Source organism: Arthrobacter sp. B10-11 (genome assembly GCF_033142195.1).
GTDB classification, from domain to species: domain Bacteria; phylum Actinomycetota; class Actinomycetes; order Actinomycetales; family Micrococcaceae; genus Arthrobacter; species Arthrobacter oryzae_C.
On sequence record NZ_JAWMTH010000003.1, the window covers coordinates 118,992 to 135,346 of the forward strand.

Consider the following 16,355-nt stretch of genomic DNA (forward strand, 5'->3'; position numbering starts at 1 on the left):
TCAGGGTGTCGAATCGTCTTACGGAGGCCGCGCGGCGGCTCACGACTAAGACGCCTGGAGTTGCTCATGTCGGTAAAAGGCTCAAATGGCCGGGCCAAGAGCCCGGCCCGCGGCACCTCTGATTCCCGGAAGGCGGACGCCTCCGCCGGGGCCCCGGCCGAGGCGCCAGAGAAAGTCCGCAATGTGGCCCTGGTGGGCCACTCCGGTGCGGGCAAGACGATGCTGGTGGAGGCGCTGCTGGCGGCCACCGGCGTGATCTCACGGATGGGATCGATCGCGGACGGGTCCACCGTCAGCGACGCCGAACCCTCCGAGGTGCACCAACAGCGCTCCGTGGTGCTCTCCGTGGCCCCGCTGGTGGTGGAGGGCATCAAGGTCAACCTCCTCGACACACCTGGCTACGGGGACTTCACCGGCGAACTCCGCGCGGGCCTGCGGGCAGCCGACGCGGCCCTGTTCGTGGTGTCCGCCATCGACGACATCGATGCTGCCACCACGGCGCTCTGGGCGGAGTGCGACCAGGTGGGGATGCCCCGGGCGGTGGTGATCAGCCGGCTGGACCACCCGCGCGCGAACTTCGAGGCAACGGTGGCCGCGTGCCAGCGATCGTTCGGCGAATCAGTGGTGCCCGCCTACCTACCGGTGCGCACCGGCGATACCACCACCGGGCTGCACGGGCTGCTCTCCGGAACCGTATCGGAGTACTCCGCCGGCTCGGCGACGCCCGCTGTCCGGGATGCCAGCCCCGACGAGATCGCCGGCGCGGAAAGTGCCCGCGGAATCCTCATCGAGGGAATCATCTCGGAGAGCGAGGACGAAACACTCATGGACCGCTACCTCGCAGGGGAGGAGATCGACGTCGACGCGCTCGTCACCGATCTGGAGACCGCCGTCGCCCGCGGAACATTCTTTCCCGTGCTGGCGACATCCGCCGAAACGGGACTGGGCATGGCCGAACTCCTGGAAATGCTGACCCGCGCCTTTCCCTCTCCGCTGGAGCGCGCCCTCCCGCAGGTGACCAGCCTTGCGGGCGCGCCGGCAGCCCCGCTGGCGTGCGATCCTGCGGGCCCGCTCGCCGGCGAAGTGGTGCGGACCACCATAGACCCGTTCCTGGGCCGCGTCTGCCTGGTCCGCGTCTTCTCCGGCACGTTGCGCGAGGATTCAGCCGTCCACGTCAGCGGGCGGGGGTTGTCCGAGCGTGGCCACGAGGACCATGACAGCGATGAGCGACTCACCCACCTCTACTCCCCGGTGGGCTCCAACCTCAAAGCCGTGCCGTTCTGCGTGGCGGGGGATATCTGCGCGATTGCCAAGCTGGCCAGTGCCGAGACCGGAGACACCGTATCCGCCAAGGATGACCCGTTGCTGATCGTTTCGTGGGACATGCCGGAACCCCTGATGCCCGTGGCCGTGGAAGCGGCCTCCCGCAGCGACGAGGACGCCCTCGCCAAGAGCCTGGGGAAGGTGGCGGCCGGCGACCCGACGCTCCGCGTGGAACGGAACTCCGAAACCCATCAGCTGATCCTGTGGTGCATGGGCGAAGCCCACGGCGAGGTGGTGCTGGACAGGCTGCGTGAGCAGGGGGTCAAGCTGCAGACCGTGGACGTGATTACGCCGCTGCGGGAAACGTTCGCGGCACCCGCATCGGGCCACGGGCGGCACGTCAAGCAGTCCGGCGGCCACGGCCAGTACGCCATCTGTGACATCGAGGTGGAGCCGCTGGAACGCGGCGCAGGCTTCGAGTTCGTGGACAAGACCGTGGGAGGTGTCATCCCGGGGCAGTACATCGGCTCGGTGGAGAAAGGTGTCCGGGCACAGATGCAGAAGGGGGTGTCAGCGGGCTTCCCGGTGGTGGACATCCGAGTGACACTGACCGGGGGGAAGGCGCACAGCGTCGACTCCTCGGATGCGGCGTTCCAGGCAGCAGGGGCGTTGGCCTTGCGGGAGGCGGCAGCCGGGGGCCGGATCCAACTCCTCGAACCGGTCCTGGCGGTGACCATCAGCGTCGCCGATGACTATGTGGGCGCAGTGATGAGCGACCTCTCGTCCCGCCGCGGAAGGCTGACCGGAACCGCCTCGGCGGACGGCAGCGGAACCGAGATCAACGCGGAAATACCGGAGCAGGAACTGCTGCGCTACGCCGTGGAGTTGCGGGCACTGACCGCCGGTACCGGCCGGTTCCGCCGCACCTACCTGCGCCACGAGCCGGTCCCGCCGAACCTGGCCCGCTCGGCGCCGCGGCAGTAGGTCCCGTCCTGCGGACGCGGCCCGTCGGAACCTAGGCGTGTGAACGCAGATAGGCCGCGACCGGGGCCGCCACGGACGCGCCGATTTCGGCGGCCGTTCGCCTGGTGCCTTTGACCGCAAAGGAATGGTCGCCGCCGTCGTACCAATGGAGGGTGGCGGTTTGACCGATCCGGGCAACCACGCCCTCCAGCAGATCAGGGGTAGCGAACGTGTCCCGCGTACCCTGCATGAACAGCATGGGAAGGGTGAGGCCGTAGAGGTGCTCATCACGCAGCTTCTCCGGCCTGCCCGGGGGATGGAGCGGATAGCCGAGGTACACCAGCCCGGCCGCCGGCATTCCTTCGGCCACCGCCATGGACGCCATCCGTCCGCCGAACGACTTGCCGGCAGCCCACACCGGACCCGTGTCGGAGTGTGCGGCCGCCCTGGCCGCGGCCTCCTCCATGGCGGCACGCCACGCCGCTATGGCAAGGGGCGGCCGGTCCGGGAACTTCCGTCCGGCCTCGCGGTAAGGGAAGTTGAAGCGCAAGGTGGCGACGCCGTCGTGATTCAACGCGTTGGTGAAGCCGACCATAAAAGGGTGCTCCATGCCTGCGCCGGCGCCGTGCGCCAGGACGAGCGTGGCGAATGGGTCGTCCGGCCGGGCGTAGACGCCGGAGACCTGGACATCGCCGACGCTGATGGTGACGGGGGACTCGGGTGCGGGCATGAGTCCATCATGCCGGATACGCATGCACAGCCGGCACACAGACCGGCGGAAGTCCCCGGCTCAGCCGCCGGCCGGGGTGACCCGCAACCAGCGGAACTCCTGGGGCCGGAGGGGGACACCGCCGTCGATTCGCACCGGGTTCCCGGTCAGCACGTCCACGGCCCCGGACGCGAATCCGGAGAGCGTCTGCGCAGTGACGGTCTCGTGGCCGTCGCTGAAGTTGGCGAGGACCAGGATGAGGGTTCCTTCGCCTGGCCGCTGGTAGCCCAGGACGCCCGGGTTGTTCGTGCCGAAATGAACCAGATGGGTTCCGGCGAATTCCGGAGTCGCGGACCGCACCGAGATCATGGTGCGAAGGCCTTCAAACACCGCGCCCTCGGGGGTGTCCGGGTCGTGGCGCTTCGCGTATCTCCCGGCCGGGTAGTGGGGACGGTGCACCCATCTGCTGTCCGCGCCGTGGCCCTCCTCCGCCGCGTAGCCGTAGTCGTTGAGCTGACCCACTTCATCGCCAAGGTACAGCAGGGGGATCCCGCCGGTGCTGAAGGCCACCGAATGGGCCAGCAGGATCCGATCCACCGCCTGCCCGGCGCCGTCCTCCAGGCCGCACAGCGACGCCGTCGTGCCGGAGATGCGGCAATCACCCGTCCGCGGGTTGTCCTGGAAGGGAACGCCGCGCGCGAAGCTGCCCGGGAAACGGTTGACGTAGAAGGAGTTGAGGAAGCGGCGGTGGTCGAAGCCGTTGATGCCCAGTTCGGCGGCGTCCTCGTCCGCGAACGTCCAGCCGATGTCGTCGTGGCTCCGTACGTAATTCACCCAGGACGTACCTTCGGGGATGGTGTGCCGGCGCTCAAGGGCCTGTGACAGCAGGGCCACGTTCCGGGTGGCCATCGCCTCCCAAATCAGTGCCATCTGCAGCGGGTTGTAGGAAAGCTGGCACTCTGCCGGATCGATGTACAGGGCCACTTCGTCGGGGTGGACGATCGCCTCGGACTTGAACAGCAGCGACGGCGCGGCCAGGCGGCAGACGGCGTTGAAGGCCTGAAGCAGCGTGTGGGCCTCAGGGAGGTTCTCGCACGGCGTTCCGAGCTGCTTCCAGATGAAAGCGACCGCGTCCATCCGCAGGATATCCACCCCCTGGTTGGCCAGGAAGAGCATCTCGCCGGCCATGGCCCTGAAGACGTCCGGGTTGGAGTAGTTCAGATCCCACTGGTAGGTGTGGAACGTGGCCCAGACCCAGCGGCCGTCCTCCATCCGGATGAAGGACCCCGGGTGGTTCTCGGGGAAGATCTCGCGCACGTTCTGCTCGAACGCGTCCGGCATGGTCCGGTCCGGGAAAATCCAGTAGTAGTCGCTGTACCCGGGATCGCCCGCCGCGGCCTGCCTGGCCCACTCGTGCTCATCCGAGGTGTGGTTGAAAATGAAGTCAACCACCAGGCTGATGCCGTTGGACCGAAGCTCAGCGGCCAGTTCACGCAGCTGTTCCATGGTCCCCAGTTTCGGGTTGACCTGGCGGTAACTGGAGACGGCGTACCCGCCGTCGGAATGCGGTTCAGGCGCCAGGAACAGTGGCATGAGGTGCAGGTAGGTGAGGCCAAGCTCCTTGAAGTACGGAATCCGGGCGCGGACTCCTTCGAGGTCCTCCGCATACCGGTCCACGTAACAGACGCCGCCCAGCATGCTGTTGGAGAGGAACCATCCGCTGTTGTGCTCCCGTTCGGCATCCAGTGCCTTGAGCTCCGCCGGGCGCTCGTTCCACGAGCGGGCCGCCTGGATGACCAGCGACGTCAGCTGGTCCTGGAAGTCCGGCCGGGTGCCGTACAGGGCATGGAACAGCCGGTACAGGTCAGGGAAGTGACGGTCGAGCCGCTCACGGAAGCCGGCGCTGTCCTGCCCCTGTGGCAGGAGGCCTGCATGCCCATCCAAGGCGCTGAGTGCATGTTCCCTCGATGCGTGGTCCACACCAGCAGCTTCAACCATGGAACGGGTCTCCTTCGACGATTTCCGGGCACCTTCTCGGGTGCTTTCCCGGACGCCGCGGGGCATCCGGCCAGTTCACATCCTTACAGACCGTCGCTCGCGTGCCCAGTGGACAGGTCCAAGTTTCTTCCGTTGGGGCGCCAACTGCTGACGCAGCGGACCGGCCGGGGTAGGTTGTCACCATGGCGAGCGAATCCACCACCCTCACCGTCAACGGGCCCAACGGCCCCCGCGACATGCGCATCTCCAGTCCCAGCCGTGTCCTCTGGCCGGATCTGGGCCTGACCAAGCTGGACCTTGCGCGATACCTCGCGGAGGTGGGGGAGCCGTTCATCGCGGCGAACGGCGGCCGCCCGGTGGCGCTGCAGCGGTTTTCGGAGAACGTCGACGGCGACCAGTTCTTCTCCAAGAATCCGCCGAAGGGCACGCCGGACTTTGTCCGCTCGGTGAAGGTGACGTTTCCGAGCGCGCGCTCGCATCCCATGCTGGTTCTTGACGAACCGGCTGCCGCGGTGTGGGCCGCCCAGATGAATACCGTGGTGTTTCACCCGTGGCCCTCCCGGGCGGAGAATACGGACAACCCGGACCAGTTGCGGATCGACCTGGACCCCCAGCCGGGAACCGACTTCGACGACGCCGTCCCTGCAGCGCTGGAGCTGAAGGAGGTCCTTGCCGAAGCGGGCCTCAACGCGTTCATCAAGACCTCGGGAAACCGCGGGCTGCATGTGTATGCGCCCGTGGATCCCGTGCACGAATTCCTGGAGGTGCGCCATGCCGTCATCGCAGCGGCCCGTGAGCTGGAGCGGAGGATGCCGGACAAGGTGACTACGGCCTGGTGGAAGGAAGAGCGCGGCGAACGGGTGTTTGTGGACTTCAACCAGGCCAACCGCGACCGCACCATAGCCGGCGCGTACAGCCCCCGCGCACTGTCCCACGCGCCGGTCTCCTGCCCCATCACGTGGGACGAACTGGGCAGCGCCGATCCGAAGAACTTCACCATCCTCACCGTCCCGGAGCGGCTGAAGACCGTGGGGGACCCGTGGGCGGACATGAACGCCAACCCGGGAAGCATCGACGTCCTGCTCCAGTGGTGGGAGCGCGACGTTACGGCCGGGCTCGGGGAACTGCCCTTCCCGCCGGACTATCCGAAGATGCCGGGTGAACCGCCGCGGGTGCAGCCCAGCAGGGCGCGCAAGAAGGACTAGCTCATGCGCGGCTACTCGAACCGGGACGGATCGCCCATGCCGCGCCGCACTACCTCTGCCGAGCCGCTGGAAAAGTCGATGACCGTCGTCGGCTCCGCGCCGCAGTCACCGGAATCAACCACGGCGTCCACCACGTGGTCCAGCCGTTCCTTGATTTCCCAGCCCTGGGTGAGCGGTTCTTCCTCGTCCGGCAGGAGCAGCGTGCTGGACAGCAGCGGCTCGCCCAGTTCGGCCAGCAGCGCCTGGACCACGGCGTTGTCCGGAATGCGGACGCCCACGGTCTTCTTCTTCGGGTGCAGGAGTCGCTTGGGCACCTCCTTGGTGGCCGGGAGAATGAACGTGTAGCTTCCGGGCGTGACGGCCTTGATGCTGCGGAACACGTCGTTGTCGATCTGGACGAACTGGCCCAGCTGGGCGAAATCCTTGCAGACCAGGGTGAAGTGGTGTTTGCTGTCCAGCTGCCGGATGGCACGGATGCGGTCCAGGGCGTCCCTGTTGCCCAGCTGTGCACCGAGGGCGTAGCAGGAATCGGTGGGGTAGGCGATGAGGCCGCCGGACCGCAGCAGCTCCACTATCTGGCCTATCGCCCGGGGCTGGGGATCATCGGGGTGCACGTCAAAGTATCTGGCCATGCCCTGAGCTTAGGGCCCTGCGTTGATTTCTGCACGGAGGCTGGCACCTCAAATCAAACGCTGGCGCCTCAGTCAAACATCAGTGGCCCCGGCCGTCTCGTCGTGATGGATCCGCTCCGCGCGGGACCCCAGCGGCTCACCGCTGCCACCCCATTGCAGGGCGATGATCTCGGCGCCAATGGATACCGCAGTTTCTTCGGGAGTGCGTGCCCCCAGGTCCAGGCCGACCGGGCTGTGCAGTTTCAGCAGCTGCTCGTCGCTCAAGCCCGCGGCGCGAAGCCTTTCCATCCGATCGCTGTGGGTGCGCCGGGAGCCCATCGCCCCGATATAGGCGACCGGAGGGCCGCGAAGGGCGGCTTCAAGCACCGGGACATCGAACTTGGGGTCGTGGGTCAGGACACAAATCACGGTCCGCTCGTCGAGGAGCCCCCGGGCGAGCTGCTCGGAGAGATAATGGTGCGGCCACGCACGGACCACTTCCGCGGCGTCGGGAAACCTCGCCTGGGTGGCAAAGACGGCGCGGGCGTCGCAAACGGTGACCTGATAGCCCAGGAACGTGCCCAGCCGTGCCAGGGCCGCGGCGAAGTCGATGGCCCCGAAGACCAGCATCCGCGGCCGCGGGGCGTAGCTGGCGAAAAACACGGACATCCCGCTATCGAGCCGCTCGCCGTCCGGGCCGTATGTCAGGACGGAATTCCGGCCCGCGGCCAGCAGTCCCCGTGTGTCGTCACCGACGGCCTGATCAGCCCGCTCCGAGCCCAGCCCGCCTTCGAACCCGTCGGGCCGGACCACGAGGTGGCGACCCAGCCAGCCGGGAGCCGGGTGCTTTATCACAGTGGCGACCCCCACCGGGCGGGATGACTCGATATCCTCACGGACCCGGTCCAACTCCGCGAAGGTCTGCTGCGAAATTGGCTCGACAAACACCTCGATCGTGCCGCCGCAGGTCAATCCGACGGCGAAGGCGTCGTCGTCGCTGACGCCGTAGCTCACCAGCACCGGGCGGTGGTCTGCCTGAACCTGTGTGGCGAGCTCGTAGACGGCACCCTCGACACAGCCGCCCGAGACCGAGCCGAAGACTTCTCCGGTGGCCGTGACCAGCATGGAAGCGCCAGGGGGCCTGGGTGCTGAACGGAAGGTCCGCACCACGGTAGCCAACCCTGCGGTGCCACCCTGCAGCCAGCCGGGCATCATGGCGGCGAGTACGTCACGCATCTTCCTCTGTCCTCCCGGGCCGGCTTAGGGCCGGCCTGCGCGCAGCCCGGCACGGCGGCCCAGGCGATAGGCACAAAACGCGACGGCGGCCAGCAGCCCTACGAGCTTGCCGGGGTTGCTGAGCTGATCCGTGAGCATTCCCTTGGCTAGCGAAAGTGCGTCCAGGCTGTTGTCGGGCTGCGACGGAGCCGACGGAGCCGACGGCGACAACGGTGCGGATACCGCGGATACCGCTGGAACTGGTGACCCGGCCGGAGGTGCCGGCGGTGTTTCCTGCCCGGGCCCGCCCGGCGCTTCCCCGGCGGGTTCCGCCAGCAGCGACTGCAGGTTTGCGGCGAACAGTGCCATCATCTGCTCGGTGACGCCGCCGATGACGCTCTTCCCCATTGCGGCGGCCTTTCCGGACAGGGCCAGATCGGCGCTGACCGTACCCTGCGTGGAACCTTGAGCCTCAGCAAGGTTCAGCGTCACGGTGGCTTCGGCCGTTCCTTGGCCGCGGGTTTCCTGCGCCCGGCCCTGGAACACCGCGCGGTGTTCGCCGGCGTTCCGTTCGAGGACGGACATCTGCCCCTTGTACTGCATGGAAACCGGTCCCAGCTTCACCTTCATGCCAACCTGGTATGCGTCGTCGGAAAGCTTGTTCAGGATCTCAGCCCCCGGAACGCATCCGGCCACCCGCTGGAAGTCCATGAGCGTGTCCCACACTTGGTCGATGGGAGCGACTACGGAGAAAGCGCTGTCTATTTGCATGAGCGGTTGCCCTGCCTCTCTTGTGTTGTCCTGCGTCCGTCCCGGACTGCGGCTGCCACTTCCGCAAGGGCCGCATAGCTGTGGCCGCTGACAAAGGCGTCGCAGTAGGGAAGCGCCGCCGCCATGCCGGCCACCAGCGGCCGGTAGTTCACGTCCGCCTTCCTCGGATTAACCCAGACGATCCGGTAGGCGAGCCGTTTCAGGCGTTCCATTTGCGTGGCCACGAGGTCCGGATCGTCCTGGGCCCAACCGTCGGAGAGGACCACCACCACCGCACCCCTGGCCAAGCCCCGGCGGCCATGCGCGTCAATAAACCTCCGCAGGCTCTCGGCGATCTTTGTCCCTCCCGCCCAGTCCGGAGCAGTCGCGGCGGCCCGGGCCAGTGCCTGGTCAGGGTTCCGGACTGCCAGCTGCCGCGTCAGCCGGGTCAGACGCGTCGAGAACACGAACGCCTCCGCCCGGGCGCCCGTTACCGCGCCCTGGAGTAATGACAGAAAGACCCTCGTGTAGGGCTCCATGGACGCCGATACATCGCACAGCAGGACCAGCTGCCGCGGACGGGGCTGGCGACGGGCGTAGATGAGCCGCGTGGCATCCGAGCCGGCGCGCCGGGCTGCGCGGACGGTGCCCCGGATGTCGAGCCGTGCAGCGCTGTGCGAGGACTTGCGGGTCCTGCGGCTCAGGCGGGCCGGCGTGGAGAAGGCTATGTCGCGAACGAGCCGGCGTACGTGGACCAGTTCGTCGGAGGAGAGTTCAGCGAAGGACGTTTCGTGCAGCCTTTCCTCCGTCGAGGCCATGGCCAGGATGGCGGCGCGCTCAGGACCGGCGTCCTCCTCGGGGCGTTCCCTGCCGGGAAACAGCGCTGGCGGCGAAGCTTTGGGGAGAGCCGATGGCACACCAGCCGGCCCAGACGGCGGGGACGGCCGGAGGCGCGCCCCGGAGCCGATGGCAGGCGGTGCTTTGGCGGGGCCCCTGCTGTCTGCCAGGTCAAGCCGGGCGTCAAACACAGCGGCAAAGACGGCGTCGAAAAGGGATATTTGCTCCCGGGAGGACACCAGGACCACGCGGCAGGTCCAGTAAAGCGGCTCGCGGGCGAAGGGCGGGATCAGGCGGAGTGCTTCGGCCAGCCGGACGGCGCGGTCCGGGGAAGCCGGAAGGCCGGCACGGCGCAGCGCCGTGACAAGCCCGGCGGCCAGGGAAGCGGCCTCAACTCCGGGCGGGATGATGGCGGCGCTGAAATCAGCCATGACCGCCGCCGACCAGCCAGGCCGCGCCACGGGCTCCCACGAGCTCCAGGTCGTCCCGGTTCTTGACGATCGAGCCCCAGGTCTTCTCCACGGTGGGCGCATCGAGGTGCGTGATGCCGAGCACGGACAAAGCGGAGACCCAGTCGATTGCTTCGGCGATCCCGGGCGGCTTGGCCATGTCCAGTGACCGCATCTTCGTGATGGCCGATGCTGCCTCCTGCGCCAGGGGACCGGCGCTTCCGGGGACTCGACGCCGGACGATCTCGGCAATCCGTGCGGGTGCGGGATAGTCGATCCAGTGGTACAGGCAGCGGCGCGTGAGCGCGTCGTGCAGGTCCCTCGTCCGGTTGGACGTGAGGACCACAACGGGCGGATGGGTGGCCCGGATGGTGCCCAGTTCCGGGATGGTCACAGCGGCCTCTGCCAGCAATTCGAACGTGAACGCCTCGAATTCGGCGTCGGCCCTGTCGATCTCGTCCAGCAGCAGCACGGCCGGGCGCGGTCCGGGATGCTCGATCGCCTGGAGCAGCGGCCGGCGCAGCAGGTACTGCGGCCCGAAAAGGTCCGATTCGTTCAGGGCTGCATCGCGGACCTCTGCCAGCCGGATGCCCAGCAGCTGGCGCTGGTGGTTCCACTCATAGAGCGCTTCCCCGGCATCGATCCCCTCGTAGCACTGCAGCCGGAACAGGGGAGTGTCGAGCACGCGGGCCAGTGCCTTCGCAGCCTCGGTCTTGCCCACCCCCGCCTCGCCTTCCAGCAGGATCGGCTGCGGCAGGCGCACAGCCAGGAACAGTGCCGTGGCCAGTCCGACGTCGGCGAGGTAGTCGCCGTCGTCCAGTGCCGCAATCAGCGAGGGAACGTCCGGCACCAGCTGCTGCACATCCTTCTCCGCACCGGTGCGTGCAGCTTTGCTCATGGTGCCCCCCGAAGCGTGTCCAGCACCCGTTCGTAATCGTCATCGGTGTTGATGTCCAGGGGAATGGTTCCGGGCACAGCCACCTCGGTTACCTCCGGCGCGCGCTCCTCAAGCAGCTTCCACACCGCCTTGTCGCCGTGCAGTCCGGCGAGCGCCGGCAGTTCGGACCGGGCAAAGGCAAACGGATGGCCGATTCCGTCGTCGTAGCGGCATACGGCGATTCCGGACTGCCCGCGTCCCGCCAGCAGCCTGTGCACGTTCTCCGCCATAACCCCTGGCTGGTCCCCGAGCAACAGGACCACCACATCAGTGTCGGAATGAAGCACCGGCAGCGCGGCGGCTATTGACGATCCACAACCAGTGCCGAAGTCCGGGTTGACGGCGACATCGCAGCCGGCGGTGTTCACGCCCTTCAGCACCTCGTCGCTCGAGCCGCCCACCGCGAGCACCAGCTGGGCGAGCCCGCAGGCCCGTGCGGTGGCCAGCACGGCGTCGAGCAGCACTCCGTCCCCGTAGGGAAGGAGTTGCTTGGGACGGCCCAGACGGCGGGATCCGCCCGCGGCCAGGACCAGCCCGGCAACCCGGGGCCGGGCGTCAGCGGGCGGCGCCATAGCGTTCCGGATCTTTGCGGAATGCCTCGTAGCATCCCCGGGAACAGAAGTAGATTGTGGTGCCGCCGTGCTCGAGGTGGAGCGTTGACTCGACAGCGGCCACGGTCATGCCGCACACAGGGTCCACGGCCGACGCCGGTGAGCCCTGGGTTGCCGTTGAGCTTTGGCCAGGCGCAGGGCGCCTCCCCTTGGCCCGTTCTGCAATGAGCTGCGCGAGGATGGACACGGCGATCTCGCCCGGCGTGCGGGCTCCAAGGTCCAGCCCCGCCGGGCTGAACACACGGGAGCGCTGGGCTTCGTCCACATCCAGGGACGCCAGGACGGCAGCACCCCGCACTTCGCTGGCAACCAGCGCGACGTAGGGCACAGCGGCCCGCAGTGCGCCTTCCAGCGCACCTTCTTCCTCCCTGCCGTGGGAGGCGACGATGAGGGCGGCGTCGTCGGGCCGGGGGTCGGCCGCCCGGCCGTCAGTCAATTCCATCTGCAGGCCGACTCCGGCGCCGAGTGACGCCAGGGCCTGGGCCACCGGGGTGGTACCGACCACCAGGACCCGCGGCGCCGGGATGTGCGGCTCGAGGAAGATTTCCACCGTTCCTCCGCTGAGGCAGGGGTTTGACACCTCGACGGCGCCTTCCTCGCTCCGGTGCGACGGCTCGCCGGGCACAACGCGCAGCAACAACGGCTCCTGGGCGGCGAGTGCCTTCAGGCTGTATTCCCGCACTGAGGCCTCGACGCAGTTTCCGCCCACGAAGCCATCCATTTCACCGTTGGACAAAATCAGGGCCGTGTCTCCGGCGTGCGCGCTCGTGGGCCGCTGCGCCCGCACTACCGTGGCACGGACGAACGGCTCCCGGCGGCTGACGAGTTCCGTTGCCCTTGCCGCTAGGGTTTCCGCCATGGCCTGCATGTCAGATCGGTGGCCTTGGCCGGCCCTGCATGGCCTCCCAAACCCGGGCGGGTGTGCACGGCATATCCATGTGGACCACCCCGTAAGGTGCCAGGGCATCGACGACCGCGTTCACGATGGCCGGTGGTGAGCCGACCGTGGCGGACTCGCCGATGCCCTTGGCGCCGATGGGGTGGTGCGGCGACGGCGTCACGGTAAAGCCGGTCTCCCAGTCCGGCACCTCCATCGCCGTCGGGATCAGGTAGTCCATAAAGGACCCGCCCAGGCAGTTTCCCGCCTCGTCGAATTCAATGATCTCCATGAGGGCCATGCCGACGCCGTCGGTCAGGCCGCCGTGCACCTGGCCTTCGATAATCATCGGGTTGATCCGGGTCCCGCAGTCATCCACCGCGACGAAACGCCGCACTTTAACGTGGCCGGTTCCCGGATCGATGTCCACCACACAGATGTAGGCACCGAAGGGAAAGGTCAGGTTCGGCGGGTCGTAAGTCACCTCGGCGTCGAGGTTGCCGTCGATTCCCTCGGGCAGCGTCATGGTGCCGTGGGCGGCCATGGCGATTTCCTCAATGGTCTTTCCGGCGCCGGGATCACCCTTGACGAACCAGCGGCCCTTCTCCCACTCCAGGTCTTCGGGCCGGGTTTCGAGCATGGCCGCGGCGATGAGCTTCGCCTTTTCGCGGACCTTCCGCGCAACGAGGGCCACCGCACCGCCGCTGACCGGTGTGGACCGGCTCCCGTAGGTGCCCAGACCGAAGGGCGTCTGGTCCGTGTCGCCGTGGACCACGTCAATGTTCTCCGGCGGAATGCCGAGCTCTTCCGCGACGATCTGCGCGAACGTGGTCTCGTGGCCCTGCCCCTGGCTCTGGACAGAAAGCCGCACCACGGCCTTGCCCGTCGGGTGGACGCGCAACTCGGCGCCGTCGGCCATGCCCAGGCCCACGATGTCGAAGTGCTTGCGGGGGCCGGCTCCCACGACCTCGGTGAAGAACGCGACGCCGATGCCCATGAGTTCGCCGCGTTCGCGCTTTTCGGCCTGTTCGCGCCGGAGCGCCTCGTAGCCGGCCATCTCCATGGACAGCCGCATGGCCTCTTCGTAGTTGCCGGAGTCATAGACCCAGCCGGTCTTGTTCGCGTAGGGGAACTGTTCGGGCTTGATGAAGTTCTTCAGCCGGAGTTCCGCCGGGTCCATGTCCAGCTTCCGGGCCAGGATGTCCACCATCCGCTCCACCAGGTAGACGGCCTCCGTTACCCGGAATGAGCACGCGTAGGCAACGCCGCCCGGCGCCTTGTTGGTGTAGACGCCCCTGACTTTGCAGTACGCGGCCTTCAGGTCGTAGCTGCCAGTGAAGATCGAGAAAAAGCCGGCGGGGTTCTTGGTGGGCTGCGCAGTGGCGTTGAACGCGCCGTGATCGGCCAGCACGCTGGTCCTCAGCGCGAGGATCCTGCCGTCCCTGGTGGCGGCGATCTCGCCCTGCATGATGTAGTCCCGGGCGAACGACGTCGACATCAGGTTCTCCGAGCGGTCCTCCACCCACTTCACCGGCTTGCCGGTGACGATCGACCCGACGACGGCGAGGATGTATCCGGGGTAGATGCCCACCTTGTTACCGAAGCCGCCGCCAATGTCGGGGGAGACGATCCGGATCTTGTGTTCCGGGATGCCGGCCACAATCGCGAAGAGAGTCCGGTGCGCGTGCGGGGCCTGGGTCGTCTCGTAGAGCGTCAGCTTGCCGGAGACGGCATCAAAGTCCGCGACGGCGCCGCAGGTTTCCATCGGTGCCGGGTGGACACGGGGGTAGACGACTTCCTGGGCCACGACGACGACGTCGGCTCCGGCGAAGACCGCCTCGGTTTCCGCCTCGTCGCCCATCTCCCAGTCGAAAATCCGGTTGTCCGTCCGGCCTTCGAGATCATCCCGGATCACCGGGGCGTCTGTGTCCAGGGCTTTGCGCGCATCGATGACCGGGGGCAGCAGGTCGTATTCGACGTCGATCAGTTCCAGGGCGTCACGGGCGGCGTAGCGGTCCTCTGCGACGACGAAAGCGACCTCCTGCCCCTGGAAGCGCACTTTGTCGGTAACGAGCACGGCCTGAACATCCGCTGATAGCGTGGGCGCCCAGGCGAGGTTGAGCGCCAGCAGGTCCTTCCCGGTGATCACGGCGAGCACTTTCGGGTGCGCGAGCGCGTTGGTGGTGTCGATCGACACCAGCCGTGCATGGGCAACCGGGGCGCGCAGGACGGCGCCGTGCAGCATGCCCGGCAGCACCAGGTCGTCGATGTAGTTGCCTTTCCCACGGACGAACCGGGGGTCTTCCTTGCGCTGGATGCGCCCGAACCCGATCGGCCGGTCGGCGTCGCCGGCCGCCGGATTGCCGGGCCGGTCGTGGGTGACAGTCATGCCTTCACCTCTGTGTCTGCGATGTCCGGGATCGCCGTGTCCGTACCCTCGATGACGTCGTCTGTTGCTGCAACGTCTGCGGCCGCCCCTGCCGGGTGGGCGGCAGCCCACTGGATTGAGCGAACGATCGTGGCGTATCCGGTGCACCGGCAGATCTGCCCGGAAATGGCCTTCCGAATTTCGGTGTCGTCCGGATGCGGGTTCTTGTCCAGCAGGGCGCGGGCCGTGAGCATCATGCCGGGGGTGCAGAAGCCGCACTGCAGCCCGTGCTCCTCCATGAACCCCTGCTGGACCGGATCGAGGGTTCCCGCCGTGGCGAGTCCTTCGACGGTGCGGATATCGTGGCCGGCCGCCATTGCGGCGAGCACGGTGCACGACTTCACCGGCTGGCCGTCCATCAGCACCACGCACGTTCCGCAGTTGGTGGTGTCGCATCCCCAGTGCGTGCCCGTGAGGCCGAGGACGTCGCGGATGTAATGCACCAGCAGCACACGGGGTTCAATGTCGGAGACCACTTCGTTTCCGTTCACGGTCATGCTGATCTGCATGGAGTTCAACCTTCCTGTGTTCCGGCAGCCCGGGCGCATGCCTGCCGCAGGACCCTGCGGGTGAGCTCGTCGGCCAGATGCCGCTTGTAGTCGATCTGTCCGCGCTGGTCCGCGACGGGGTCACACGCAATGGCTGCCAGCCGGCCGGCTTCGACGAACAGCTCCTCGCGGGGTTGCTGTCCAAGGAGCACTGCCTCGGCCTCCGGGACGGTTCCGTCGAGGCCCAACGCCGTCAGGCCGATGGCGGCGGCATCGAGGCTGCCGTCGTCCGCCAGCGAGACGGCTGCCCCGGCTGCTGCTACCGCCCAGTCGCCAACCCTGCGCTCCACCTTTTCGTAGGCGCTTCCCGATCTCGGACGAACGGGGAACCGGACTTCGCACAGCAGCTCGTCAGGGGTCACCGCCGTTTCATAGGGTCCGCGGTGGAACTCCTTCATGCTGACGAGGCGTTCGCCGCCGGGACCGCGGACCACCGCCACAGCGCGCAGGACGTCGCAGACAGTGGAAAGGTCTTCAGCCGGGTCCGCCTGGCACAGGGAACCGCCAATGGTCCCGCGGTTGCGCACCACAGGATCCGCGATGACTGCTTCGGCGTCCGAAATGATCGGGAAAAGGCGGGCCGCTTCAGCTGATTCCAGGAGTGCCGTATGGCGCGTCAGCGCGCCCACCCGCAGCTGATCCCCGTCGAGAAGAATGAAGTCGAGCTCGAACAGGTCGTTGATGTCAATCAGCCATTCGGGCCGGGCCAGGCGCAGTTTCATCATGGGCAGCAGGCTGTGCCCGCCGGCGACGACCCGGGACTCGGGACCGTGGCGGGCAAGAAGTTCAATGGCATCGGCCACCGTGGTAGCCCGCACGTAGTCAAAAGGAGCCGGAATCTGCATGTGTCCCTACCTCACTCCATGGCGCTGCAAACTGGAAGGCGCCGATTTGAGGTCAGTCTTGCCCTGGCCCGAGCGGGGTGTCAATATCGTCATAAGCGAAGGGTTATGA

Annotated in this window: 14 protein-coding genes; 2 read left to right on the forward strand and 12 right to left on the reverse strand. The window is 67.4% G+C overall.

Annotated features, from left to right (window positions below):
* Positions 1–66: 66 nt before the first annotated feature.
* Positions 67–2,247, forward strand: a complete 2,181-nt coding sequence (locus RW112_RS10470; protein WP_317781713.1) for an elongation factor G-like protein EF-G2 — start codon at positions 67–69, stop codon at positions 2,245–2,247.
* A gap of 31 nt (positions 2,248–2,278) precedes the next feature.
* On the opposite strand, the gene RW112_RS10475 is transcribed toward RW112_RS10470, so the two are convergent.
* A complete protein-coding gene (locus RW112_RS10475; protein WP_317781714.1) occupies positions 2,279–2,956 on the reverse strand; it encodes an alpha/beta family hydrolase in 678 nt (225 codons plus the stop codon).
* 60 nt (positions 2,957–3,016) lie between these two features.
* On the reverse strand, positions 3,017–4,933 hold the full coding sequence (locus RW112_RS10480) for an amylosucrase (protein ID WP_317781715.1): 1,917 nt from the start codon (positions 4,931–4,933) through the stop codon (positions 3,017–3,019).
* A gap of 182 nt (positions 4,934–5,115) precedes the next feature.
* Here RW112_RS10480 and ligD point away from each other — a divergent pair, with 182 nt between their 5' ends.
* Positions 5,116–6,138 carry a non-homologous end-joining DNA ligase gene (ligD, locus tag RW112_RS10485; protein WP_317781716.1) on the forward strand — a complete coding sequence of 341 codons (1,023 nt, stop codon included), beginning with the start codon at positions 5,116–5,118 and terminating at the stop codon, positions 6,136–6,138.
* Positions 6,139–6,149: 11 nt separating this feature from the next.
* Here the strand turns inward: ligD and RW112_RS10490 are convergent, their stop codons facing one another.
* From RW112_RS10490 to RW112_RS10535, 10 genes are all read right to left on the reverse strand, one after another.
* Positions 6,150–6,770, reverse strand: a complete 621-nt coding sequence (locus tag RW112_RS10490; protein WP_317781717.1) for an L-threonylcarbamoyladenylate synthase — start codon at positions 6,768–6,770, stop codon at positions 6,150–6,152.
* Between the two features lie 72 nt (positions 6,771–6,842).
* The gene (locus RW112_RS10495; protein WP_317781718.1) at positions 6,843–7,985 is read right to left on the reverse strand and encodes an XdhC/CoxI family protein; all 1,143 of its coding nucleotides are present in this window, start codon (positions 7,983–7,985) and stop codon (positions 6,843–6,845) included.
* Between the two features lie 24 nt (positions 7,986–8,009).
* Positions 8,010–8,735 carry an SRPBCC family protein gene (locus RW112_RS10500; RefSeq protein ID WP_317781719.1) on the reverse strand — a complete coding sequence of 242 codons (726 nt, stop codon included), beginning with the start codon at positions 8,733–8,735 and terminating at the stop codon, positions 8,010–8,012.
* Positions 8,726–9,982 (reverse strand): vWA domain-containing protein, encoded by a 1,257-nt coding sequence (locus RW112_RS10505; RefSeq protein WP_317781720.1) that lies wholly within the window; start codon positions 9,980–9,982, stop codon positions 8,726–8,728. The genes RW112_RS10500 and RW112_RS10505 overlap by 10 nt, the downstream gene beginning before the upstream one ends.
* Complete coding sequence (locus tag RW112_RS10510) at positions 9,975–10,898, reverse strand: MoxR family ATPase (protein WP_317781721.1); 924 nt, start codon at positions 10,896–10,898, stop codon at positions 9,975–9,977. The genes RW112_RS10505 and RW112_RS10510 overlap by 8 nt, the downstream gene beginning before the upstream one ends.
* Positions 10,895–11,509, reverse strand: a complete 615-nt coding sequence (locus RW112_RS10515; protein WP_317781722.1) for a nucleotidyltransferase family protein — start codon at positions 11,507–11,509, stop codon at positions 10,895–10,897. The genes RW112_RS10510 and RW112_RS10515 overlap by 4 nt, the downstream gene beginning before the upstream one ends.
* Positions 11,493–12,407, reverse strand: a complete 915-nt coding sequence (locus RW112_RS10520) for an XdhC family protein (RefSeq protein WP_317781723.1) — start codon at positions 12,405–12,407, stop codon at positions 11,493–11,495. The genes RW112_RS10515 and RW112_RS10520 overlap by 17 nt, the downstream gene beginning before the upstream one ends.
* A gap of 10 nt (positions 12,408–12,417) precedes the next feature.
* The gene (locus RW112_RS10525) at positions 12,418–14,814 is read right to left on the reverse strand and encodes an aerobic carbon-monoxide dehydrogenase large subunit (protein WP_317781724.1); all 2,397 of its coding nucleotides are present in this window, start codon (positions 14,812–14,814) and stop codon (positions 12,418–12,420) included.
* Positions 14,811–15,362: a (2Fe-2S)-binding protein gene (locus RW112_RS10530; protein WP_317781725.1), complete on the reverse strand. Its 552-nt coding sequence runs from the start codon at positions 15,360–15,362 to the stop codon at positions 14,811–14,813. Before RW112_RS10530 ends, RW112_RS10525 begins: the two co-directional genes overlap by 4 nt.
* Positions 15,363–15,367: 5 nt before the next feature.
* Positions 15,368–16,246 carry a xanthine dehydrogenase family protein subunit M gene (locus tag RW112_RS10535; protein WP_317781726.1) on the reverse strand — a complete coding sequence of 293 codons (879 nt, stop codon included), beginning with the start codon at positions 16,244–16,246 and terminating at the stop codon, positions 15,368–15,370.
* Positions 16,247–16,355: the final 109 nt, after the last annotated feature.